At 70.6% G+C, this 20,012-nt stretch carries 23 protein-coding genes and 1 pseudogene; 7 read left to right on the top strand and 17 right to left on the bottom strand.

The window, feature by feature from the left end:
* Positions 1-79: 79 nt before the first annotated feature.
* Both OO62_RS20445 and OO62_RS20440 read right to left on the bottom strand, forming a co-directional pair.
* The gene (locus OO62_RS20445) at positions 80-1,537 is read right to left on the bottom strand and encodes an aldehyde dehydrogenase family protein (protein WP_033268937.1); all 1,458 of its coding nucleotides are present in this window, start codon (positions 1,535-1,537) and stop codon (positions 80-82) included.
* An 84-nt stretch (positions 1,538-1,621) separates the two neighbouring features.
* A complete protein-coding gene (locus OO62_RS20440; RefSeq protein WP_033268936.1) occupies positions 1,622-2,485 on the bottom strand; it encodes a helix-turn-helix domain-containing protein in 864 nt (287 codons plus the stop codon).
* Positions 2,486-2,798: 313 nt separating this feature from the next.
* On the opposite strand from OO62_RS20440, the gene OO62_RS20435 reads away from it, so the two are divergent.
* Positions 2,799-3,281 carry an ATP-binding protein gene (locus tag OO62_RS20435; RefSeq protein ID WP_078617280.1) on the top strand — a complete coding sequence of 161 codons (483 nt, stop codon included), beginning with the start codon at positions 2,799-2,801 and terminating at the stop codon, positions 3,279-3,281.
* 95 nt (positions 3,282-3,376) lie between these two features.
* Here the strand turns inward: OO62_RS20435 and OO62_RS20430 are convergent, their stop codons facing one another.
* The 4 genes from OO62_RS20430 to rpmG form a co-directional block, all read right to left on the bottom strand.
* Positions 3,377-3,616, bottom strand: coding sequence for a DUF397 domain-containing protein (locus tag OO62_RS20430; protein ID WP_033268935.1), 240 nt, complete (start codon positions 3,614-3,616; stop codon positions 3,377-3,379).
* A 105-nt stretch (positions 3,617-3,721) separates the two neighbouring features.
* Positions 3,722-3,982: an SRPBCC family protein gene (locus tag OO62_RS20425; RefSeq protein ID WP_398741647.1), complete on the bottom strand. Its 261-nt coding sequence runs from the start codon at positions 3,980-3,982 to the stop codon at positions 3,722-3,724.
* A complete protein-coding gene (locus OO62_RS20420) occupies positions 3,979-4,230 on the bottom strand; it encodes a type B 50S ribosomal protein L31 (RefSeq protein ID WP_033268934.1) in 252 nt (83 codons plus the stop codon). Before OO62_RS20420 ends, OO62_RS20425 begins: the two co-directional genes overlap by 4 nt.
* Positions 4,231-4,238: 8 nt before the next feature.
* Complete coding sequence (rpmG, locus tag OO62_RS20415) at positions 4,239-4,403, bottom strand: 50S ribosomal protein L33 (protein ID WP_033268933.1); 165 nt, start codon at positions 4,401-4,403, stop codon at positions 4,239-4,241.
* A gap of 337 nt (positions 4,404-4,740) precedes the next feature.
* Here rpmG and tatA point away from each other — a divergent pair, with 337 nt between their 5' ends.
* On the top strand, positions 4,741-4,938 hold the full coding sequence (gene tatA / locus OO62_RS20405) for a Sec-independent protein translocase subunit TatA (RefSeq protein ID WP_033268931.1): 198 nt from the start codon (positions 4,741-4,743) through the stop codon (positions 4,936-4,938).
* 18 nt (positions 4,939-4,956) lie between these two features.
* On the opposite strand, the gene OO62_RS20400 is transcribed toward tatA, so the two are convergent.
* The 7 genes from OO62_RS20400 to OO62_RS20370 all read right to left on the bottom strand — a co-directional run bounded on the left by OO62_RS20400 (position 4,957) and on the right by OO62_RS20370 (position 10,072).
* Positions 4,957-5,802, bottom strand: a complete 846-nt coding sequence (locus tag OO62_RS20400; RefSeq protein ID WP_033268930.1) for a nitrilase-related carbon-nitrogen hydrolase — start codon at positions 5,800-5,802, stop codon at positions 4,957-4,959.
* Positions 5,803-6,181: 379 nt separating this feature from the next.
* Positions 6,182-6,739: a chaplin gene (locus OO62_RS40795; RefSeq protein WP_033268929.1), complete on the bottom strand. Its 558-nt coding sequence runs from the start codon at positions 6,737-6,739 to the stop codon at positions 6,182-6,184.
* Positions 6,740-6,882: 143 nt separating this feature from the next.
* Positions 6,883-7,287: a rodlin gene (locus OO62_RS20390; RefSeq protein ID WP_033268928.1), complete on the bottom strand. Its 405-nt coding sequence runs from the start codon at positions 7,285-7,287 to the stop codon at positions 6,883-6,885.
* A 480-nt stretch (positions 7,288-7,767) separates the two neighbouring features.
* Positions 7,768-8,175 (bottom strand): rodlin, encoded by a 408-nt coding sequence (locus tag OO62_RS20385; protein ID WP_033268927.1) that lies wholly within the window; start codon positions 8,173-8,175, stop codon positions 7,768-7,770.
* Between the two features lie 334 nt (positions 8,176-8,509).
* Positions 8,510-8,785 carry a hypothetical protein gene (locus OO62_RS20380; RefSeq protein ID WP_228332505.1) on the bottom strand — a complete coding sequence of 92 codons (276 nt, stop codon included), beginning with the start codon at positions 8,783-8,785 and terminating at the stop codon, positions 8,510-8,512.
* Positions 8,786-9,066: 281 nt separating this feature from the next.
* Positions 9,067-9,300 carry a chaplin gene (locus OO62_RS20375; RefSeq protein WP_033268925.1) on the bottom strand — a complete coding sequence of 78 codons (234 nt, stop codon included), beginning with the start codon at positions 9,298-9,300 and terminating at the stop codon, positions 9,067-9,069.
* Positions 9,301-9,664: 364 nt separating this feature from the next.
* Positions 9,665-10,072 (bottom strand): rodlin, encoded by a 408-nt coding sequence (locus OO62_RS20370; RefSeq protein WP_033268924.1) that lies wholly within the window; start codon positions 10,070-10,072, stop codon positions 9,665-9,667.
* A 667-nt stretch (positions 10,073-10,739) separates the two neighbouring features.
* On the opposite strand from OO62_RS20370, the gene OO62_RS20365 reads away from it, so the two are divergent.
* Together OO62_RS20365 and OO62_RS20360 are read left to right on the top strand one after the other, a co-directional pair.
* Positions 10,740-12,422 (top strand): bifunctional 3'-5' exonuclease/DNA polymerase, encoded by a 1,683-nt coding sequence (locus OO62_RS20365; protein ID WP_033268923.1) that lies wholly within the window; start codon positions 10,740-10,742, stop codon positions 12,420-12,422.
* A gap of 134 nt (positions 12,423-12,556) precedes the next feature.
* Positions 12,557-13,582, top strand: a complete 1,026-nt coding sequence (locus OO62_RS20360) for an alpha/beta hydrolase (RefSeq protein WP_033268922.1) — start codon at positions 12,557-12,559, stop codon at positions 13,580-13,582.
* On the opposite strand, the gene OO62_RS20355 is transcribed toward OO62_RS20360, so the two are convergent.
* Entirely contained in the window at positions 13,553-14,248 is a 696-nt protein-coding gene (locus OO62_RS20355) for a TetR/AcrR family transcriptional regulator (protein ID WP_078617279.1), read from the bottom strand. The genes OO62_RS20360 and OO62_RS20355 overlap by 30 nt on opposite strands.
* Before the next feature lie 97 nt (positions 14,249-14,345).
* Here OO62_RS20355 and OO62_RS20350 point away from each other — a divergent pair, with 97 nt between their 5' ends.
* Both OO62_RS20350 and OO62_RS20345 read left to right on the top strand, forming a co-directional pair.
* Entirely contained in the window at positions 14,346-15,104 is a 759-nt protein-coding gene (locus OO62_RS20350) for a spheroidene monooxygenase (protein WP_228332504.1), read from the top strand.
* Between the two features lie 258 nt (positions 15,105-15,362).
* Complete coding sequence (locus OO62_RS20345) at positions 15,363-15,845, top strand: RidA family protein (RefSeq protein WP_228332503.1); 483 nt, start codon at positions 15,363-15,365, stop codon at positions 15,843-15,845.
* Positions 15,846-15,940: 95 nt separating this feature from the next.
* On the opposite strand, the gene OO62_RS20340 is transcribed toward OO62_RS20345, so the two are convergent.
* From OO62_RS20340 to OO62_RS20330, 3 genes are all read right to left on the bottom strand, one after another.
* Positions 15,941-16,768 carry an arylamine N-acetyltransferase family protein gene (locus OO62_RS20340; protein ID WP_033268920.1) on the bottom strand — a complete coding sequence of 276 codons (828 nt, stop codon included), beginning with the start codon at positions 16,766-16,768 and terminating at the stop codon, positions 15,941-15,943.
* Positions 16,769-17,030: 262 nt separating this feature from the next.
* Positions 17,031-18,299, bottom strand: coding sequence for an acyltransferase family protein (locus tag OO62_RS20335; protein ID WP_033268919.1), 1,269 nt, complete (start codon positions 18,297-18,299; stop codon positions 17,031-17,033).
* A gap of 301 nt (positions 18,300-18,600) precedes the next feature.
* Positions 18,601-19,485, bottom strand: coding sequence for a glycerophosphodiester phosphodiesterase (locus OO62_RS20330; protein ID WP_033268918.1), 885 nt, complete (start codon positions 19,483-19,485; stop codon positions 18,601-18,603).
* A gap of 297 nt (positions 19,486-19,782) precedes the next feature.
* Between OO62_RS20330 and OO62_RS41370 the strand changes: the two are divergent.
* Positions 19,783-19,947, top strand: a pseudogene (locus tag OO62_RS41370) (GNAT family N-acetyltransferase); the annotation flags it as partial.
* Positions 19,948-20,012: the final 65 nt, after the last annotated feature.

Raw genomic sequence — 20,012 nt, 5'->3', positions numbered from 1 at the left:
AACCCTTGCGGACAACTTCTGTCCGCAACTCCCGCCCGCGCCGAGATTCCCCATCCGGCCCCCGCGGAACGGGGACACCTCAGAACGGGAACCGCGACCGCCCGTGCTGGATGGAGATCCACTTGGTCGTGGTGAAGGCTTCCACCATCGCGTCGCCGTTCAGCCGCCCCACGCCGGAGCTCTTCACGCCGCCGAAGGGAACGATCGGCTCGTCGTGCACCGTGGCGTCGTTGACGTGGAACATCCCGGTGTCGATCTGCTTGGCGAACTGCACCCCGCGCTCGATGTCGCCGGTGTGCACCGCGCCGCTCAGCCCGTACGGCGTGGAGTTGGTGAGCCGTACGGCCTCCTCGTCGCCGTCGAAGGGGATCAGCAGGACGACGGGCCCGAAGATCTCCTGGGCGAGCAGCGGGGAGTCCTCCGGCAGACCGCTCAGCACGGTGGGGGCCACGAGGGTGCCCCGGGCCTCGCCCTGGAGGAGCGCCGTGGCGCCGTCGGCGACGGCGCGGTCGACCAGCGAGGTGATGGCGTCGGCCTGGCCCTCGTTGATCAGCGGGCCGATATGGGTCTGCGGGTCGGTGGGGTCGCCCACCTTCAGGGACGCGACCTTGGCGACGAACTTCTCGGTGAACTCCCGCTCGACGGCGCGGTCCACGAGGACGCGGTTGGCGGCCATACAGACCTGGCCCTGGTGCACGAAGCGGCTGAAGACGGCGGCGTCCACGGCGTAGTCGAGGTCGGCGTCGTCGAGGACCACCAGGGCGCTGTTGCCGCCCAGCTCCAGCACCGAGTGCTTGAAGTTCGCGGCGGCGACCGTCGCGACGTGCCGGCCGACCTTCTCCGAGCCGGTGAAGGAGATGGTCTTGGGCACCGGGTGGTCGATCAGCGCGTCGCCGATCTCGGCGATGTCGGTGACCACGACATTGAGCACCCCGGCCGGCAGACCGGCCTCCTCGAAGATCTTGGCGACCAGCCCGCCGCCGCAGATCGGGGTGTTCTGGTGCGGCTTGAGGACGACGGCGTTGCCGAGCGCGAGGGCCGGGGCGACGGACTTGACCGACAGCAGGAAGGGGAAGTTGAAGGGGCTGATGACCCCGACCACGCCGACCGGCAGGCGGTAGAGCCGGTTCTCCTTGCCGTCGATGGGCGAGGGCAGGATGCGGCCCTCGGCGCGCAGCGCCAGCTGCATCGCCTCGCGCAGGAATTCCCGGACGAGATGCAGCTCGAAGCCCACCTTGGCGAGCGTGCCGCCGACCTCCGCGGCGATCGCGTCGGACAGCTCCGCCTCACGGTCGTCGATGATCCGCAGCGCGCGCTCGAAAACCAGCCGGCGGGTGTACGGATTGGTGGCGCCCCATTCCCGCTGCGCGCGTTCGGCGGCACGGTATGCCTGGTCGATCTCCTCGACCGTGGCGACGGGTATGGAGGTCAGCTTCTCGCCGTTGTATGGATTGAAGTCGACGATGTCCCATGAGCCGCTTCCGGAGCGCCACTCACCGTCGATGAACTGATACGCCAACTCGTCGAAGTAGGACATGTCATCCCGATCTGGAGAACAGGGCGCTCAAGGCGCCGCATTGGGGGGTGCTGGCTCCTGATGGTTCGCCATCCTACCGACGCGTCACATGAGTTGGAGTAGACCACGCAAGAGGTCTCTGGTCTCCGACGGGCTGGGGCCCTCCTCCTGGAGCCGGTCCATCACGCGCCCGTACTGGACCACCTCTTCCGGCTTGTCCAGATAGAGCGCGCTCGTCAGCTGTTCCAGGAAGACGACGTCCGGCAGACCCGACTCCTGGAAGCCGAGCATGGTGAAGGCGCCGAACTCGCCGGAGTGCCCGCCCAGACTGAAGGGCATGACCTGAAGACGCACATTGGGACGCTCGGAGACCTCGATGAGATGTCTCAACTGTTCGCGCATGACCTCGCGTTCACCGTACGGGCGGCGCAGCGCCGCCTCGTCGAGCACGCAGTGGAACTGTGCGGGCCGTTCGGCCACCAGCAGCTTCTGGCGCTCCATGCGCAGCGCGACCCGGCGTTCGATGTCCGCGGGGGCGGCATCGGGCATGCCCCGTCTGACGACGGCCTGGGCGTACGCCTCGGTCTGCAACAGGCCGTGCACGAACTGCACTTCGTAGACCCGGATGAGCGAGGTGGCCCCTTCCAGGCCGACATACGTCTGGAACCAGCTGGGCAGCACATCGGTGTAACTGTGCCACCAGCCCGCGACGTTGGCCTCGCGCGCCAGGGACAGCAGCGCCTCGCGCTCCTGGGCGTCGCTGACGCCGTAGAGCATGAGCAGGTCCTCGACGTCGCGTGCCTTGAAGCTCACCCTGCCCAACTCCATGCGGCTGATCTTCGACTCGGACGCACGGATCGAGTAGCCGGCCGCCTCGCGGGTTATCCCACGGGATTCACGCAGGCGGCGCAGCTGCGACCCGAGCAGGATCCGCCGCACCACCGATCCGCTCGACTCACTTGCGGACACCTCTCCGACCCTCCTGTGACCCCCACCCGTCCAACAGTGGGCCGCAGTCTGCCACGTCCGGGCTTCGTTGAGTGCTCATCCGGTTACTGAGATGTGCGGCTCCTGCACACCCCATTCAAGAATCGGCAGCAATAATTCGCCTGAAACCAAGGTGGGTTGGTGCAATCGCGGCACGTGCACGTGCATCTGCCCTTGCATCTGTCTCGCACATTGGGAACCATAGGCGTCGCACGCATGCACGCTCGTGAAAGATCCGCCAGATCCGGCTGACCGGCCAGGGTCATGACGTCCGCGAACGCCAGGAGTGCCTCGCATGGGGACCAAGGTTTTGACCATGCTCGAGCCGTTATGGCAGGGCTTTCCTCCCGTCGACCCCCCGGCCGTCTCCGGATCCGCGGCGTGCACACTCGCCCCGCGCTACGAATCGGTCAGCTCCGCGCGGAAGTTCACCCGGGAGACCCTGCAGGGCTGGGAGCTGGACGACCTGTTCGACTCGGTCGCCCTGGTCGTGTCCGAGCTCGTCACCAACGCGCTGCGCCACGCGATCCTCGCCGCCCCGGAACAGCCGGACGCGGTCGCGCCGGCCCGGCTCCACCTGATGCGCTGGTCACAGCGGCTGATCTGTGCCGTACGGGATCCGAGCGACGGTTCGCCGGTCGCCGGCGAGGCGGATTCCGCCGCCGAGTCGGGGCGCGGGCTGTATCTCGTGGAGTCCTTCAGTGACAGCTGGGGCTGGCACCCGCTGGCCGGTGTCACGCACGGAAAGATCGTGTGGGCGCTCTTCCGGCTCCCGTAGCCGCAGCCGCCCCACGGCCGGTACCGCACATGCGAGCGGGCGCCCGTCAGGTACGGGCGCCCGCTCGCATGCGGTGCGCGTGCCGCCTCCCGCACTCAGTCCGGTACGAGGTGGTCGAACTCCCCGTCCTTGACGCCGAGCAGCATCGCCCGGACCTCGGCAGGGGTGTAGACGAGCGCGGGGCCGTCCGGGAAGCGGGAGTTGCGTACGGCGATGTCACCGCCGGGCAGTTTGGCGAACTCCACACAGGAACCCTGGGAGTTGCTGTGCCGGCTCTTCTGCCACGTCACCTCACGGAGATCCTTTGCGGCCATGCCGTTGTATGCGTGGGGCACTGGGATCTCCCGGTGATAAACGGTGTCAACTGCCCGGGATCATAGCTGCGTTCACATGCGAATGCATGCGCAGATGCACGTGCACGACAGCCGGTGCCGGGGCCGTCACCCCTCGTCGAGGACCTTCACCAGCCGCTCCTCCACGAGTGACCGCCGGCCGCCGCCCACGATGCGGTGCGCCTGCACCTGGTACGGGGCGTCGGGGCCGAAGCCCTCATGGACGAGGAAGAGACGTGCGCCACGCCCCTCGGGTTCCAGGGCCCAGGTGATCGTCCAGTCGGCGAGGTTTGCCCTGCCGCTCGACGGCGGCCCGCCGCGCGTCCGCGTGCAGGCCGCCCACCGGTACGACGTCGAGCGGTGCCTCAACGGGTCCGCGTGCCGTAGCGGCGCTCGAAGCGCTCGACGCGGCCGGCGGTGTCCAGCACCCGGGCGGCGCCCGTGTAGAAGGGGTGGCTCGCTGAGGAGATCTCGACGTCGATGACGGGATAGGTGTTGCCGTCCTCCCACTCGACCGTCTTCTCGCTGGTCGCGGTGGAGCGGGTCAGGAAGGCGTGGCCGGCGGCCCGGTCACGGAAGACGACGGGCCCGTAGGCGGGGTGGATTCCAGGCTTCATGGCGGTCTTCAGCGCTCCTCTCGGAAGGCGACGTGCCGGCCGGCCACCGGGTCGTACTTGCGCAGTTCCAGGCGGTCGGGGTCGTTGCGGCGGTTCTTGCGGGTGACGTAGGTGAATCCGGTGCCGGCGGTGGACCGGAGCTTGACGACCGGGCGTAGTTCGTTGCGGGCCATGTGGGTAGTATACGGAAATGGTTTCCATTTTCAATAGGCCCCCACCTGGGCCGATACCCCGAGGAGACGCACCGTGCCCGCGGGTCTGAAGATCAAGGACAGCGAACTGATCAGGAACGGACGGCGGCGCGTGAGGGTGGCCCACTACGCGGCCCGGCGCGCCATCCACAGGGCCGTCACCCTCAGCCCGCGCCCACCGCGGAAGGGCGCCGAGAGCGCCCACCACGGGGCGCCGCCGGGCTCCGCCATCCGGAGCCGCCCCCTGGGGCGGGCGGCCGGACGCTTCCGGTAATACTGGACAGAACGTCCACCGCCCCCGACGAAAGCGAGCGCGCCCATGCTCCGCAACGCCTTCGAACCCTGGCACCTGATCCTGATCATCGCGGTGCTCGTGCTGCTCTTCGGTTCGAAGAAGCTGCCCGACATGGCCCGCGGCCTCGGCCGCTCGATGCGCATCCTCAAGTCCGAGGCCAAGGCGCTCAAGGACGAGCAGCCCACCGAGGCGCCCCGCGCGGAGTCCACCGCCGGCCGCTGACGCCCGGCGGCCGGCCCGTCAGTGGTCGCCGCCCTCGTCGATCAGCCGCCGCACCTCGCGGTCGATCAGCCCCAGCCGGGCCTCGGCGACCAGCGGCACCGCGCGACGCTGCCGGCGCGCCTCGGAGAGATCGATCTCGACGGTGACCAGCGACGGTTCCCACTTGGGCGCCTGCGCCACCACCGCGCCGCGCGGGTCCACCACCCGCGAACCGCCCCAGAACGACGCACCGTGCTCATTGCCGACCCGGTTGACGAACACCACCCAGCACTGCAGCATCTTCGCCGTATAGGACAGCAGGGTGTCCCAGTACAGCCCGGTGTCCATCGCCTCCGGATCCAGGCTCGCCGCACTGTTGGTCGGCACGAACAGCACCTCCGCGCCGTCCTGCACCGCCAGCCACGGCAGCACCGGCTGCCAGGCGTCGTTGCACACCAGCGTCGCGCCCCGCCCCCCGCTCTGGGACCGGTTCAGTGCGTACGCGCGCAGCGACTGCCCGGGGCTGACGTGCTTGCGCTCCTCCCAGGCCAGGTAGTTGGGGAGGTAGAGCTTGCGGTGGGCGTGCAGCAGGGCGCCCTCCGCGTAGTGCGCCGCGGTGTTGTAGGCACGCAGGCTGGTGTGTTCATGGAAGCCGACGATCACGTCGGGGCCCAGGGTGCTCAGTTCCAGCAGCCGCGGATCGTTCGCCTCGAGGGACTCGTCACGCTTGAGGGCGCCCAAGTGGTAGCCGTGCAGGCTCAGTTCGGGGAAGACGACGACGTCGGCACCCTGGGCCGCGGCCTGCTCGATCTGCTCGCGGGCGATCGTGAGGTTCTCCGCCACCTCGCCCAGCACACAATCCGTCTGCGCCAGTGCAATGAGCATGTCCGCACCTCATCGACTCATCACTTTTGCGGCTTTCCTCGTCATTCTCCCAGAGGGCGGGCGGACCGGCACGGCCCCGCGGAGACCCGTTCCCCCTGCTTCAAACGCCCCGGCCTCCGGGTCCCCACCAATGAGCGAATGGCCGGCCCGGCCCGTGCCGGGCCGGTACGCCAGGCGTTGATCCGCACGATCCGCCGTATCCCCGCAGGGGCGGCTTCCAGCCGCAGCTCCGCCCCCGCCGCGGTACGACGGCCCGCGGTCGAACCGCCCGGCGCTGCCGACGGCCGGCTCGACCGGGCGGCTCAGGCCGAGCGGCCCGCCGGACCCGCTCGGCCGGGCCGGACCGGCACCCGTCGGGCGCCCCGGCCCGGCCCCCGCCTCACTTACGCCGCGTACGGGCCCTGCGCAGCAGCAGCGCCCCTCCCAGCAGCAGCCCGCCGCCCGCACCGGCCAGCATGCCCAGCTCGTCCGCGCCGGTGGACGCCAGCAGCGCGGAACCGGCCGACGCGCCGGCCCGCTCCACCGCCCCGACCCGGGGCTCCTGTGCGGCATGGTGCGGCGCTTCCCGGTGGCCGGGGTGCGCCGCGGTCCGGTGCGCGGGCTGCGGGACCTGGTGCCGGACCGGCTCCGGGGCGCTGCGGTGCGGCGCCGGTGGTGGCGGGGCCAGCGGGGGGCGCTGCGCGGCCGGCCAGGAGGCTCCGCCGGTCCCGCACGAGGCCCCCATGGCCGGGTTCAGCGCCGCGGCCCCGTCCACGGAGTTGCCGCACGCGTTGACCGGGGTGTCCACACTGACCTGGATGCTGTTCCCGGACAGCACCCCTGGCGAGTTGGTGGTGGCTCCCGCGGCGCCGGCGTCCGCGTACGCCACGCCGCCGCCCGCCCCGAGCGCGCCCGACGCGGCCGCGAGGAGCACGCACCTCTTCAGGCTCTGTCGCATCTGTCATCCCTCGTCTGCAGTTCGTGCCTACGGGCTGCTGCCCGCGCCCCCCGTGTTCCTGACACCGCCGGGCGGCCGGCAGCGCATACGCGGCGCCGACCGCCCGGAGACACAAGCGGTGGTACGGCCTGGGTCGTTGCCCCTCAGTGGTTGCCGACACCGTTCCCGGAGAGGATCGGAATGTCGTCGATGATGTGCGACAGCGGCTCGTCGCCCTTGGCCTGCGTCGAGTTCACGACGCACTGCTGGTTCTGCGGGTTGGACAGCACATTGATGTCCTGCAACGCGATCGGCGCCGCACCGAGGAAGGCTTGGAGGTCCAGCTTGCCCAGAGCGAGGCAAGGCTCGTTCAGCGAACCCTGAACGAGCCCGAGCTGGGTGCTCAGCTTTCCGTGCGTGACGGAGTTGCCGAACACGCTCTTGGCTCCGTTGCCGTTGACCGTCCTGGTGCCCTCTTGGTCACCGATCGCCATGGCCTGCGGAGCGGCCGCAGCGGAAATCCCGACCAGCGACGCCGCCACAGCCACGCCCGCGATCATCTTGTTCATCACGAAACCCTTCAGGAGAAGGAACTCCCGACACGAGAGCCCTGTTTGAACAACCCGCCATACCTGCTTGAGTTCTGCACCATCACCCGAATAGCTGGCACCCGGCCCTGCGGGGAAGCGCTATCTGCCGTCGCTTCCGCTACCGTCACGCCGGTTCACGTACGGGAAATGCGACTTGTCGTACCGGTGCGTCAATTCCCTTTGCATGAAGCAGGGCCTGCGCTGCCAATGGAAGGCATCGCAGGCTCTGCTTCGTTACGGACGGCATGCCAATGCCCTGGCAACCCCATCAATTCGCAAGGGCATTGGCATGATTCCCTCCACACAACCTTATAACGATCCGGTGCGCCGGATTTAAGTCACGAGCGAATAACATTTCTGCTCCTGCGCCGGTCGTCGTTTTACGTACACCGGCCGACAGCAGTAACCCGGGCCACCCGGAAGAAGGAGGGCCGGGTGGCCCGGGTTCGCCTCAGCGGCTCAGTGGTTGCCGGCGCCGTTGCCCGAGAGGATCGGGATGTTGTCCAGGATGTGCGACAGCGCCTCGTCCCCCTTGGCCTGCGTGGAGTTTTCCGTGCACTGCTGGTTTTGCGGCGACGACAGGATGTTGATGTCCTGCACCGCGATCGGGACTGCCCCTGCGAGGATCTGGAGCGGCACCTTACCGACAGCGATGCACGGCTTGTTAAGCGAGCCCTGGATCAGGCCGATCTGCGGACTCATGTAGCCGTACGTGGTCGAATTGCCGTAGATCTGCGCGGCGCCGTTACCGTTGACGGTAGACGTTCCGTGCTGGTTACCGATCGCCATCGCCTGGGGGGCGGCAGCGCTGGCCACGCCGACAATGGATGCAGCCGCAGCCGCGGTCGCCAGTGCCTTCTTGATCATTTCGGTCCTTCGCGTTTCGGGATGCCCTTGGGTTGGGCAATATGCCCAACTCGCAAGGATGATTTTGGTTGTTCTCATTCACTCAAAGAGCGGAGCTTTAATCCGTTTGACGACCGGCGTAGTGGCCCGAACCCGCAACCGGGGAGCGGAAAACACGGAGGTGCGACGAAGCTTCGGAACCTCAACCCGTATCCGGGTACCGCGAATTTTTCCATGCCGCGTTGAATTCGCCGAGTGCGGCCGAGGGACAGCGAAGTTCACACCGCGTTGCCGCTTCTCGGCCGGACAGCTCCGCTGTCCGGCCGCCGGGCGGCCGACGCCACACGCCCAGGAATTACTTGAGCGGAAGACCACCGAGCAGCGAAGTCTTCTTGGCCGCCCCGGCGACGCCACGGAGCACCTTCTTCGCATTGGTCGACTTGACCTTGTCCTCCGTGGTCTTGACCGTTTCGACCAGCGGTGCGAACTGATGGCCGTCCAGCTGCTTGGTGCTCAACGCGTCGGCCAGCCCGCCGTTGAGGCTCATGGTCGGCGCGCCGGGCTGGGCGGCGAAAGCGGGCGCGACGGCCCCCAGCGCCATGACGGAACCGGCAACAACCGCAGCAGACATTGCGTACTTCACTGGAACTGTCCCTTCTCGGGCGGTGCTTGACGGTCCCGCGACATCAGCGCCGCGTGAGCAATCACTTCACTGCTCGGATCACCGCTTTCAGCGTGACTAACGATTTCCTTCGTCCGGAGAAACCCTGAATTTCGCGCTTCTTGGCCCCACCGCCCGAAACCTGTGGGCGTTATGTCTTTGCAGCCGGAAAACGCATCGCGACCGGCCCCGATACGCAGGGAACTGCGCACCGAGGCCGGCCACATGAACACGGCTCGAAGCCCTTCGAGTCAGTGGTTGAAGCAGGTGTTGCCGAACGCCGGGTTCAGCAGCGCGACGATGTTAACGGTGTTGCCACAGAGGTTGATCGGGATGTGGATCGGAACCTGGATGGCGTTCCCGGAGAGGACACCGGGAGAGTTCTTGGCGCCGCCGGCGGCACCCGCGTCGGCGAACGCCGGCGCAGCCGCGCCCACTGCCATCAGCGTGCCGGCAGTGGCTGCTGCGACCTTTGCGTACTTCACTTTCAGACCTTCCCGCAGCGGGTCCGTGGCGCACACGACCGTCGTGTCGCACGGGCGCGGATCTGCTCGCCCGTAACGCCGCTGCCGATATTGGTAACGATTTTCCCTCGTGGACGAAACTCTTGCCCGGAGGTTTTCGGAGGAATCGCCCGAAGGGTGCAAGACCGTTTCAGGAGATTGCCACCGCGCATACGACGCGGAAAAAACACCGGAGTTCGAACGAACGAGGTACCCGCCGAATACGAATTCCTATCGAAAGGGGGATCGAGAAATTTCGCCCCTCCGTTTCGCAACGGGGTGCCGCAGGCCCCGGACCGCTCTGGGAGTGAGAGCCGGCGGTCCGGGCCTGCTGCCGATGGCCGGCTCAGCGGTTGCCGACGCCGTTCCCGGACAGGATCGGGATGTCGTCGATGATGTGCGACAGTGGCTCGTCGCCCTTTGTCTGACTCGAGTTGTCGGTGCACTGCTGGTTCTGCGGGTTGGACAGCACGTTGATGTCCTGCAGCGCGATCGGAACTGCACCCGCGAGGATCTGCGCGTCCACCTTGCCCAGAGCGAGGCAGAGCTTGTTCAGCGAACCCTGGATGAGCTCCAGCTGCGGGCTCATCGCGCCGTGGGTGGTGGAGTTTCCGAAGGCGGTCTTGGCGCCGTTGCCGTTGACCGTCTGGGTGCCGTGCTGATTGCCGACCGCCATCGCCTGGGGGGCGGCCGTCGCCGAGATGCCGACGACGGACGCGGCTACAGCCGTCGTGGCCAGGACCTTCTTGATCACGATTTACCCTTCTCGAAGCGGAGTGCCCGTATCCGGAGCGCACTGGTCAACTCGCTTCTGAGGGTGCGGTTTCGCCGTTTCACTCGAATGCCACCAAACCATAAACACATATCACTGCACCCAGGCGGGCGGCCCCGCTCCGGCCGCGCATCGGTCATATCAAAGGCCGAGGGGGAATTCGTACCGGCCCTTGACGTCGAGCCCCGGGTGCGAGAGCTCCGTTCCTCAAGGGTCCTGTACCGCACCAGGGTTGAGGCAGTTGTTGGCGAATGCCGGGGTGATCAGGCCGATAACGTCGACGGGGTAGCTGGGGGCGCCGCCTGGAGCGACAGGCTGTTCAACGCATCAAGCAGGGCAGAAGTGGCGGCCTCATCGATCCTCGCCTGTTCTCCCAACCCGGCAGCGGTCAGCGCACGTTGTGCGGGGCGTGCGGTGCGAGGGCGATATGTAGGTGACCCATGCGCAGGTGCCGGACTGGTGTTGCGGTAGCAGGGCCTGGCGCTGTGGGGAGCGATCCGGGCCTGGACAACGTCTTCCGGGCAGCGGGCGTTCGGGGTGGGCCCGGGGCAGCTGACGACGCTCGGGGCGGCCGTGGGTGTGTGCCCGTGGAGCGCGTCGTGTCCGCAGGTCAGGGTGATTGTCAGACCCTGGTGCAAGACTCGGAGGCATGAGATGGGCGGTGGTGGAGGCGGGCGACGGGGGTGCTCGTCTCTGCCCGCTCGGGGCGGACGGCCGGCCCGCGGGGCCGGTGGTGCGGGAGCGGTCGCTCGCCGAGGCGGTGGGGTCGCGGCCGGAGGTCGGGCGGTGGGTGTGGCGGTCCACCGCGGAGATCTACCGGCGGCTGCTGGCGGCCGGGGTGCGGGTGGAGCGGTGCTACGACGTGGAGGCCGCCGAGGCGCTGCTGATCGGCCACGAGGAGGGGCAGTCGGGGCAGCCGCGTTCGCTGGCCGCCGCCTGGGCGCGGCTGCGCGGTCTGCCGGTGCCGCCGGACGCTCCGGTGCGCGCGGCCGAACCGCAGCCGTCCCTGTTCGAGCCGGGCCCGGTGCCGCTGCCGCCCGGCACGGACGAGCTGACCGCGCTGCTGGAGGTCTATGCCGGCCAGTTGGCGCGTACGGAGCAGGCCGGGCATCCGGAGCGGATGCGGCTGCTGCTGGCGTCGGAGTCCGCGGGGATGCTGGTCGCGGCGGAGATGCGCCGGGCCGGGGTGCCGTGGCGGGCGGATGTCCATCGGGCCCTGCTGGACGGGCTGTTGGGCGAGCGGTATCCGGGCGGGACGGAGACCCGTCGGCTGGCGGAGCTGGCGGACGAGGTGTCGCGGGCGTTCGGGACGGGCGCGCGGGTGCGGCCCGATCTGCCGCAGGACATCGTCAGGGCGTTCGCCGGCGCGGGGATCGCGCTGACCTCGACCCGCAAGTGGGAGCTGCAGCGGATCGACCATCCGGCGGTGGAGCCGCTGCTGGAGTACAAGAGGCTGTACCGGCTGCACACCGCCCACGGTTGGTCCTGGTTGCAGCAGTGGGTGCACGAGGGCCGGTTCCGCCCCGAGTACCTGCCCGGGGGCACGGTCTCCGGGCGCTGGACGACCAACGGGGGCGGGGCGCTGCAGATCCCCAAGGTGATCCGGCAGGCGGTGCGCGCGGATCCGGGGTGGCGGCTGGTGGTCGCCGACGCCGCCCAGATGGAGCCGCGGGTGCTGGCGGCCGTCTCCCGTGACCGCGGCCTGATGGAGGTGGCCGGCAGCGGCGAGGACCTGTACGCGGATCTGGCGGCCCGCGCGTTCGGTGGTGACCGGGCGCAGGCCAAGCTGGGCCTGCTCGGGGCGATCTACGGGCAGACGTCGGGCGATGCGCTCAAGCACATGGCCGATCTGCGGCGCCGCTATCCGGCCGCGGTGGCGTATGTGGACGAGGCGGCGCGTGCGGGTGAGGAGGGGCGTCTGGTGCGCACGTGGCTGGGGCGTACCTGTCCGCCGGCGTCCGTGGCGCCGCCCGACGAGGCGGGCCTGCCGCAGGAGGAGGAGCAGCCGGCGGGGTACGGCGGCAGCTCGGCGGCGGCCCGTGCCCGCGGCCGGTTCACCCGTAACTTCGTCGTCCAGGGCAGTGCCGCGGACTGGGCGCTGCTGGTGCTGGCGGCGCTGCGCCACTCGCTGTGGGAGGGCGGGCTCCGTGCCGAGCTGGTGTTCTTCCAGCACGACGAGGTGATCGTGCACTGTCCGGCGGCGGAGGCGGACGTGGTGGCGGAGGCGATCGCGGCCGCGGCCGAGACGGCGGGTCGGATCGCTTTCGGGCCGACGCCGGTGCGCTTCCCGTTCACGACGGCGGTGGTGGAGTGCTATGCCGACGCGAAGTGATCAAGCGCCGGGGAACGGGGCAGGAGTGACCGGGACGAGGGGCCGGGGCGCGGTCGGTGTGGGTGATGGCGGGGAGGGAGCGGGCCGCGCAGAATGCTGAGCCCTGGCCGCTACATGATCACGGGAGAGCTCGTATGTCCTTGCCGCGGGGAACAGTCGTTCATCCTGAACTGGCGCCGTTCGTCGATGAGTTGCCGCCCTTCTCCGATCCGTACGAGGACATCGCCGCGACCCGCGAGCGGTTCCGCGCGCTGCTGGCGGCGACGCCGGCCGACCGCTCGGGGGTGGAGAGCCGGCGTCATGAGATTCCGCGCGCGGACGGCAGTGCGCTGACGGTCGAGGTCTACCGTCCGGAGGGTGCGGGCGACGGCCGGGGGGCCGCGCTGCCCGCCGTGCTGCACTTCCACGGCGGTGGCTACGCCATCGGCCGTGCGCTGCCCGGCCAGGACAAGACGGCGATCGGGCTCTGCCGTGAGCTGCCCGCCGTCACCGTCGCCGTCGAGTACCGCCTCGCGCCCGAACACCGCTACCCGGCCGGGGTGGAGGACTGCTACCGGGCACTGGAGTGGACGGCGCGGCACGCGGCCGAACTCGGCATCGATCCGGAGCGGATCGCGGTCACCGGGAATTCCGCGGGCGGCGGGCTGAGCGCGGCGGTCGCCCTGATGGCCCGCGACCGCGGCGGGCCGGCGCTCGCCTACCAGTCGATGTGCGTACCGGACGTGGACGACCGCGTCGCCGAGGAGCCGGTGCCGGCGGACGCGGACGAGGCGCCGGATCCGCGGACGAACAGCCTGCGCACGATACGGCTGGCGTGGCGGCACTACCTGCCCGAGGGGACGGTGGCGGACGCGTACGCCGCGGCGGCCCGGGCCACCGACCTGTCGGGGCTGCCGCCGGCGTACGTCCTGGTCTGTGACCTCGATCCGCTGCGCGATCCGGGGCTGGCGTACGCGCGGCGGCTGATGGACGCGGGGGTGCAGGTGACGGTCCGCAACGTGCCGGGCGCCTGGCACGGTTTCGAGCTGTACGCGCCGGAGACCAGGCTCGCGAAGGAGACGGCCGCGCACCGGACGGGGCATCTGCGCGCGGCGCTGTACCCGGTGGGGAGCGAGGGCGGTTCTTCGGGCTCAGCCCTGGCCGGGCCCGTCCGGTCCTGATCCGCCGGGCCGGCCCCGGACGGTGCCCGCTCCGGCCGGCGCCCCGTCCCCGGGCTGCCCCTCGGCCGGGGACGGGACCGTGGAGATCAGGCCGCGGGTGATCCGGACCATGGCCGCGACGAGCAGCTCGCGGGGCCGGTCGGGGCGGTCCAGCCACCACAGGGCGAGGCCGTACAGCGAGCTGCGGATCGCCTCGCCGAGCGGCTCCAGCTCGGCCTCGGGGATGCCGGGCGCGAATTCGCGGAGCAGCGCGACATCCGTCTCCCGCTGCCGGCGCTGCACTTCGCGGTGGAAGTCCTGGACCTCGGCGTCCCCGGTGGTGTCGCGGAACATCATGCGCCAGGTGTACGGGTGGGTCTGCACATACCCGAACCAGGCGTCGTACATCGCCGTCATGCGGGTGTTCACGTCGCCGGAGCCGTGGAGGAGTTCACGGATCGGGGCGGCGGCGAGCTCGTCGCGGTGGCGCTCCAGCAGGGCCAGGTGCAGCTCCTGCTTGGACTCGAAGTGGCGGTAGAGCATCGGCTTGCTCAGGCCCGCTTCGGCGGCGATCTCCCCGATGGTCGTGCCGGCGTAGCCGCGCTCGGCGAAGAGCCGGGCGGCGGTGTCCTCGATGCGCGTCCTGGTCTCGGCGCGCGCGGCGCGGCTCCGGTCGATCCCGCTCATGCGGTCCCTCACGATCTGGCTTGTTCCGGTGGGTGTTTTCGGCTCGCCATCGCCGATGCGATGAAGGATACTGGGTCGTGTACCAGTTGGTATACGCATGAGTAACTTCAGTCCGGCCGAGCTACGGGGGCCCGCCGTGATTCTTTCCGTACACATCGCCGACCTCGGCGTCCGCTCACTGCCGGGCGTCCTGCGCGCCCGCCCGGGACCGGCCGACACCCCTGGTCTGCGCTACGCACGCACGACGTTCACCGGCGCGGTCGCCGCCGGCCCGCCCAGACTGCGTCCCGGGCGGGCCGCGCTGATCGCCGCGTGGGAGGACGACACCGCGCTCGACCGCTTCCTCGCCTCCGGTCCGCTCGCTCGGCAGCTGGCCGGCGGCTGGCTGGTGCGGCTGCGGCCGGTGCGGGTCGCGGGCGCGTGGGGGCCGCTGCCGGTCCGGACCGACCCCGCTGCCGACGCCGCGCTCACCGAGGAGGACGGCCCGGTCGCCGTCCTCACCCTCGGGCAGCTGCGGCTGCGCCGTGCCCTGCCGTTCCTGCGCGCCAGCTCCGCCGCGTCCGGCCGGGCCGCGGCCGACCCGGCGCTGGTCGCCTCCCTGGCGATGGCCAGGCCACCCCGCACGGTCGGCACGTTCTCCCTGTGGCGGAGCGTCTCGGCCATGCGGCAGTACGCCTACGGCTCCGACGGGCCGCAGCACCGGAACGCGGTCAGGGAGCACCAGGCGGATCCCTTCCACCACGAAGCGGCCTTCCTGCGCTGCCGGCCGTACGGCGCCCGGGGCCTGCTGGACGGCCGGGAACCGCTGGCGGCCGCGTCGGCCGCGCCTCCGCACGCGCCACGGGCCCGACCCTGAGCCGCCGGTGAGGGGCGGGATCCGTCCGTCCGGCCCTCGCACGGGCAGGCGCGCGGTGCGTCGCTGCCGGCGAGGCGTTGGGTCCGTCGGCGCAGGCGGGGTTCTCGGTCCGTCGCCGCCGGTGAAGGACCGGCTCCGTTCGGCCCCGATCCGGCGGGCAGGTCCTAAACTCGCCGGGAGGGGCTCCCCGGAAGGATCGGGGCGCGCTTCAATCGCTGGACGTGCGGTACGAGTTGGCGACGGAGGGGAGCCGGCGGGATGAGCGCTGAAGCGGCGGGGAGCGAGCAGGCCGGGGCGGGTGCGTACGGAGCGGGCCCGCGCGCGGACGGGGGTGGGGGCGGGCTGGAGCGCATCAATCCGCCTCATCTCGCGCCGCCGACCGGTTTCAGCCACGCCGTCCGCGCCGCCCCGGGCACGCTGGTCTTCCTCGCCGGGCAGACCGCCCTCGACGGCTCGGGGAAGATCGTCGGGGACGGCATCGTCGAGCAGTTCGAGCGGGCGCTGACGAATCTGCTGGAGGCCGCCGCGGCCGCCGGGGCGGGCCCGTCCGATCTCGCCAAGCTCACCGTCTTCGCGGTCGACGTCGCCGACTACCGCCGGCATGCCCGGGAACTCGGCCGGGTGTGGAAACGCCTGGTCGGCGGCGACTTCCCGGCGATGGCGGTGATCGGCGCGACCCGGCTGTGGGACGAGACGGCGCTGGTGGAGATCGAGGGCATCGCGGTGGTGCGCGAGCGGTAACCGGCGGGCCGCGACCGGGGCGAGGCGTCTCTCCCCTGTCCTCTCCCCCGTACATCACGTTCCCGTACCGCGGTCCCCCTGCCCTCCGGGCACGCTCACTCCTTGTGGAACGTCACCAGCGCCTCGGCGTCCGCCGCGGAGAGGGCGATGCCGAACTCCGTTTCCAGCACGGCCGGAAGCTCCTCCGGGGCGACCTCGCGCGCCTCGTGGGTCCAGTCCGGGCGGATACGGGTGAACTGCCGGCCGACCAACGTGCTGCGCCGGTCGGGCAGCGGGCGCTGGACCACCATCTGGCCGGTGAACGGCGAGCGCGGGTGGGTCGAGATGTAGTGGTTGAAGACCGCGTAGTCGGCCGGGTAGCGGCGCTCCGTCCCGAAGGCGTAGAGGTCGAACCAGCCGTCCTCGTGGCGGGTGCGCAGCACCCAGCTGCCGGTCTCGTCCTCCCGGACCAGGCCGAACGTCCAGCCGCCCTGCCGGGCCTGGACGCCGTCGCGCAGCGGCAGCGGCTCCAGCAGCGCCTCGCCGCCGAACCCGACGTCGGTGATCCACCGTTCGCCGTCCAGCTCCACCGCGAGCAGCGCGTGGGTGGCGGGGCGCAGGCGCCGCTCGCCCATGCGGGTGCGGGCGCACAGGCCGGTGAGTGCGAAGCCGAGACGGTCCAGGGCGGCGGCGTAGAGGAGGTTCTGCTCGTAGCAGTAGCCGCCGCGCCGCTGCATGACCATCTTCGTCTGCAACGACTCCAGGTCCAGCGGTACGGGACGGCCGAGCACGATCTCCAGGTTCTCGAAGGCGATCGATGCCGAGTGCGCGGCATGCAGCCCGCGCAGGGTGTCGGCGGTGGGCCGCCGGTCCCCCGTGTAGCCGATGCGGACGAGATAGGCATCCAGGTCCAGTTGCTCGCCACCCCACACGGATTCGGTCATCGCTGCGGCCTCCCCTGGTCATGGCTTCCTTGTCAGCGAGCCTATGAGGCCGCGGCCGGCGCCGCGATCGGCCATGGGGACCAGGGCGGAGGGGGCCGGGCCCAGGACCATGGACGTACCCGGGTCGGTCGGGGCGCCTCCGTCCCCCCGGTGGGCGGGACACGCGAAGGGCGCCCGTACCGCCGGTGCTTCGGCGGTACGGGCGCCCTTGGGACGCCGCTCGGCTCCGGACGCTCAGCTCCGGAGGGTCAGTTCCGGACGCTCAGTTGCGGCTGCGGGCCGCCCCGACCGGGTCCTTCTTGAACGCCCAGGTCATCTTGGGTTCCATCGCCCACCGGAACGCCCGCTGGACGGGCGGGGTGCACAGCAGGGTGATGACGGTGCCCGCGAAGAGGGTGACCAGCACCATGCCCCAGGGGGTGTGCACCCACGGGGTGTCGTACCAGTTCCCGAAGCGGGAGCCCTTGGCGAGGAAGCCGTGCAGCAGATAGCCGTAGAGGGTGCCCGCGCCGAGCGCCGTGCACCACATCGTGCGGCCCGGGATCCAGGCGAAGAAGCAGGCCACCAGCACCAGCGAGCAGCCGAACATGGCCAGCGTCATCACCGCGCCGCTCCACCAGGGGGCGCCGAGTTCCTGGGCCGCGTCGCGGTGGTAGAACCACGCGGCGTTCATCCGCGGCGCCGCCCAGTACGCGAAGACCAGGGCGCCGGCGAAGACCGGTACGGCCAGGATGCGTGCCTTCTTGCGGCGGACGAGCTTGAAGTGCTCCGGGCGCAGCGACAGCCCGATCACGAAGAACGGCAGGAACTGCAGCACCCGTTGGAGGTCCAGGTCGTCGCCGATGTCCGGGGAGAGGGACGCCAGCACGGCGATGGCCAGGGCGAGCGGAACCGGCCAACGCACGATCTTCCACAGCGGGGTGGTGAGCCGCCAGATGAACAGCGCGGCCAGGAACCACGTCAGGTACCAGGGGTCCATCAGACTGATCGGATAGTGCGGATCGTCGTCCGCCCACCTCTTGAAGAGCGTGTAGGCGACTTCGAAGAGGATGTACGGGACCGCGACTCCGGTGATCAGCCGCTGCAGCCGGTCCTTGCGCATGTCGAAACTGCGCGAGAAATAGCCGGAGATGATGATGAACGCCGGCATGTGGAAGGCGTAGACGGTGATGTAGAACGCCGCCGCGGTACGACTTCCGTCCCGCAGGGGCTCCCAGGAGTGCCCCATCGCCACCAGCACGATGGCCAGGTACTTGGCGTTGTCGAAGAAGGCGTCGCGCGGTTTCGCGGAGGTGCCGGCCGGGGTGGGCGCGGCGGTCCGGCGCCTGCTGCCCTTGGCGCGGCCCCGGCGCGAGGCCGGAGCGGGAGCCGGGGTGGGTGCCGCGGCAGGTGCTCTGGTCGCCGTCGCGGTGGCAACGCCGGCCCGTTCCGGCACCAGGGCGTCCGCCCGGTGCGGGCTTTCCTGCGGCATCTGTCGCGGCGGGGGAAGCGGCACCCGCCGTTCGCCGTACGCCGGGAAATCGTTGTTCAAGGAGCCTCCCGGGGCGAAAGCGGGGGAGGAACTGGACGCTGGCCCGCACCGGGCCGCACATCGGAACCCAAAAGCCAAATCCTGCGTCTTAGTTCTTTTACGGGAAGAGTGGCGGCGTCGAACATCTCAGGCACCTTAGCTCTGCGGCGGGAATCCCGTAAATCCCCGCCTGACGCTGCCACATGCCACGCGTCCGCTCTCCACAGCTCCTTCACGCGGGACGGGGCGCGGCGCCCGGGCCGGCACGGCCCGACGGCCCACCGGATCCGGGCATTTCCCCCTCATTCCCGTCCCCTGCCCCCTATTCAATAACGCCTTCGATGCCGCGCGCCCGCACCGACCGCCTGTTCGTGTTCTTCGCCACGTCCCAGGCATAGACCTCCAACGGCCGTCCGTGCGCGCCGCGCAGCCGGTGCACGGCTGCCAGCCAGCGCGAACTGGCGTCGGACAGACGGGGGTTGATCTGGTCGGTGAACCGCGCGTAGCGTGCCAGGTCTGCCACGGCGGGCGCGCCCAGAATTCCGGTGCGTACCTGTGGCAGCAGTGCGTGGACGGTCTTCACGCAGGCCACCGAGAAGCTCTGGATCACCAACCGGCTCCGGACATGGGCGGAATCCAGCCAGCCGCGCGCCCGCAGTTCCCGCACGACTCCCGCCTCGATTCCCGGATAGCGGCCAGGGGCTTTGATCTCCAGCAAAAGGCGCTGCCCATTGCGTTCCAGCCGGCGCAGATAGGCATCGAGCGTCGGCACCCGCTCCCCCGCGAAGCGCGCGCCGAACCAGCTTCCGGCATCCAGCCGGGCGATCTCGGCGGCCGTGAAGTCCCCCACCCGCCACGGCGCCCGCCCGGGGAACACCGTGGCGGCGTTCGTCGTCCGCTCCAGGGTGGTGTCGTGGACGACGACGAGCCGGCCGTCCTTGGTGCGCTGCACGTCGTTCTCGACCCACAGGAGGCCGCGGCGATGGGCGGCGTCCACGGCGGCCAGCGTGTTCTCCGGCGCGTAACGGGAGGCGCCGCGGTGGGCGATCACCAGAGCCGGCGCGGCGGTGGGGCCGGCCGGTGCGGTGCGGGTCACGCCGATGTCAGCGAACTCCTCGGGGCGGTACGCCACCGCGGACGAGGACACCGCCGCCGTCACCAGATACGCGACTCCGGCGGCGGGGATCCGCAATGATCTCCGAAGCATGCGGGAGCCTCCTGGTCCCCGTCCGCGGGCCGGCCGGGCTTTCTCCCTCCCCAACATGCCCGGGCCGCCCCGCACCCGCCACGCGGGCGGCGCACGTACCGCGCCGCCCCCGGCCACCCCGCCGGCCGCCTTTGCACAGGTCAGAGCGGGTCTACCGGAGGGCGACGGCGGGCGGGGCGGGGTCCCGGGCCACCCGCCATCCGGGCGCCCCCGCACGGCGACGCGGGGGTCCCGGCGGCCGCCGCCCGGGCCCGGAAAAGAGCCGGTTCGGCGGTCACTCCCTGCGCCGGATTTCAGGTGGTGGGTGCCGCCTACGCGGTGCGGCGCCGCACCCCGCTGGCCGGCACCGATCTGGAGCCGGAGAACGGCTGGATCCTCTTCTTCTTCGTCGATCCGGCGCACCGCCGCGGGGGCCTCGGCCGCCGGCTGCTCACCGGCGCCCTCCAGTGGCTGCGCGGACACGGCCGGACCCGGGACTGCTTCGCCGCGTACGCCCCCCACTACGTGCTGCCCGGCCTGGACCGGGC

The sequence above is a fragment of the Streptomyces lydicus genome, assembly GCF_000717345.1.
Taxonomy (GTDB): domain Bacteria; phylum Actinomycetota; class Actinomycetes; order Streptomycetales; family Streptomycetaceae; genus Streptomyces; species Streptomyces lydicus.
The sequence above is the reverse complement of the archived record's forward strand: the minus strand, read 5'-3'. Positions and strand labels throughout refer to the sequence as shown.

Coding starts and splice junctions, on each gene's coding strand:
- OO62_RS20350 (WP_228332504.1), top strand. CDS start 14,346: ATGAGTAACTTCAGTCCGGCCGAGCTACGGGGGCCCGCCGTGATTCTT.
- tatA (WP_033268931.1), top strand. CDS start 4,741: ATGCTCCGCAACGCCTTCGAACCCTGGCACCTGATCCTGATCATCGCG.
- OO62_RS20385 (WP_033268927.1), bottom strand. CDS start 8,175: ATGATCAAGAAGGCACTGGCGACCGCGGCTGCGGCTGCATCCATTGTC.
- OO62_RS20365 (WP_033268923.1), top strand. CDS start 10,740: ATGAGATGGGCGGTGGTGGAGGCGGGCGACGGGGGTGCTCGTCTCTGC.
- OO62_RS20330 (WP_033268918.1), bottom strand. CDS start 19,485: ATGCTTCGGAGATCATTGCGGATCCCCGCCGCCGGAGTCGCGTATCTG.
- OO62_RS40795 (WP_033268929.1), bottom strand. CDS start 6,739: ATGCGACAGAGCCTGAAGAGGTGCGTGCTCCTCGCGGCCGCGTCGGGC.
- OO62_RS20435 (WP_078617280.1), top strand. CDS start 2,799: ATGGGGACCAAGGTTTTGACCATGCTCGAGCCGTTATGGCAGGGCTTT.
- OO62_RS20355 (WP_078617279.1), bottom strand. CDS start 14,248: ATGAGCGGGATCGACCGGAGCCGCGCCGCGCGCGCCGAGACCAGGACG.
- OO62_RS20420 (WP_033268934.1), bottom strand. CDS start 4,230: ATGAAGCCTGGAATCCACCCCGCCTACGGGCCCGTCGTCTTCCGTGAC.
- OO62_RS20390 (WP_033268928.1), bottom strand. CDS start 7,287: ATGAACAAGATGATCGCGGGCGTGGCTGTGGCGGCGTCGCTGGTCGGG.
- OO62_RS20345 (WP_228332503.1), top strand. CDS start 15,363: ATGAGCGCTGAAGCGGCGGGGAGCGAGCAGGCCGGGGCGGGTGCGTAC.
- OO62_RS20380 (WP_228332505.1), bottom strand. CDS start 8,785: ATGTCTGCTGCGGTTGTTGCCGGTTCCGTCATGGCGCTGGGGGCCGTC.
- OO62_RS20400 (WP_033268930.1), bottom strand. CDS start 5,802: ATGCTCATTGCACTGGCGCAGACGGATTGTGTGCTGGGCGAGGTGGCG.
- rpmG (WP_033268933.1), bottom strand. CDS start 4,403: ATGGCCCGCAACGAACTACGCCCGGTCGTCAAGCTCCGGTCCACCGCC.
- OO62_RS20340 (WP_033268920.1), bottom strand. CDS start 16,768: ATGACCGAATCCGTGTGGGGTGGCGAGCAACTGGACCTGGATGCCTAT.
- OO62_RS20445 (WP_033268937.1), bottom strand. CDS start 1,537: ATGTCCTACTTCGACGAGTTGGCGTATCAGTTCATCGACGGTGAGTGG.
- OO62_RS20360 (WP_033268922.1), top strand. CDS start 12,557: ATGTCCTTGCCGCGGGGAACAGTCGTTCATCCTGAACTGGCGCCGTTC.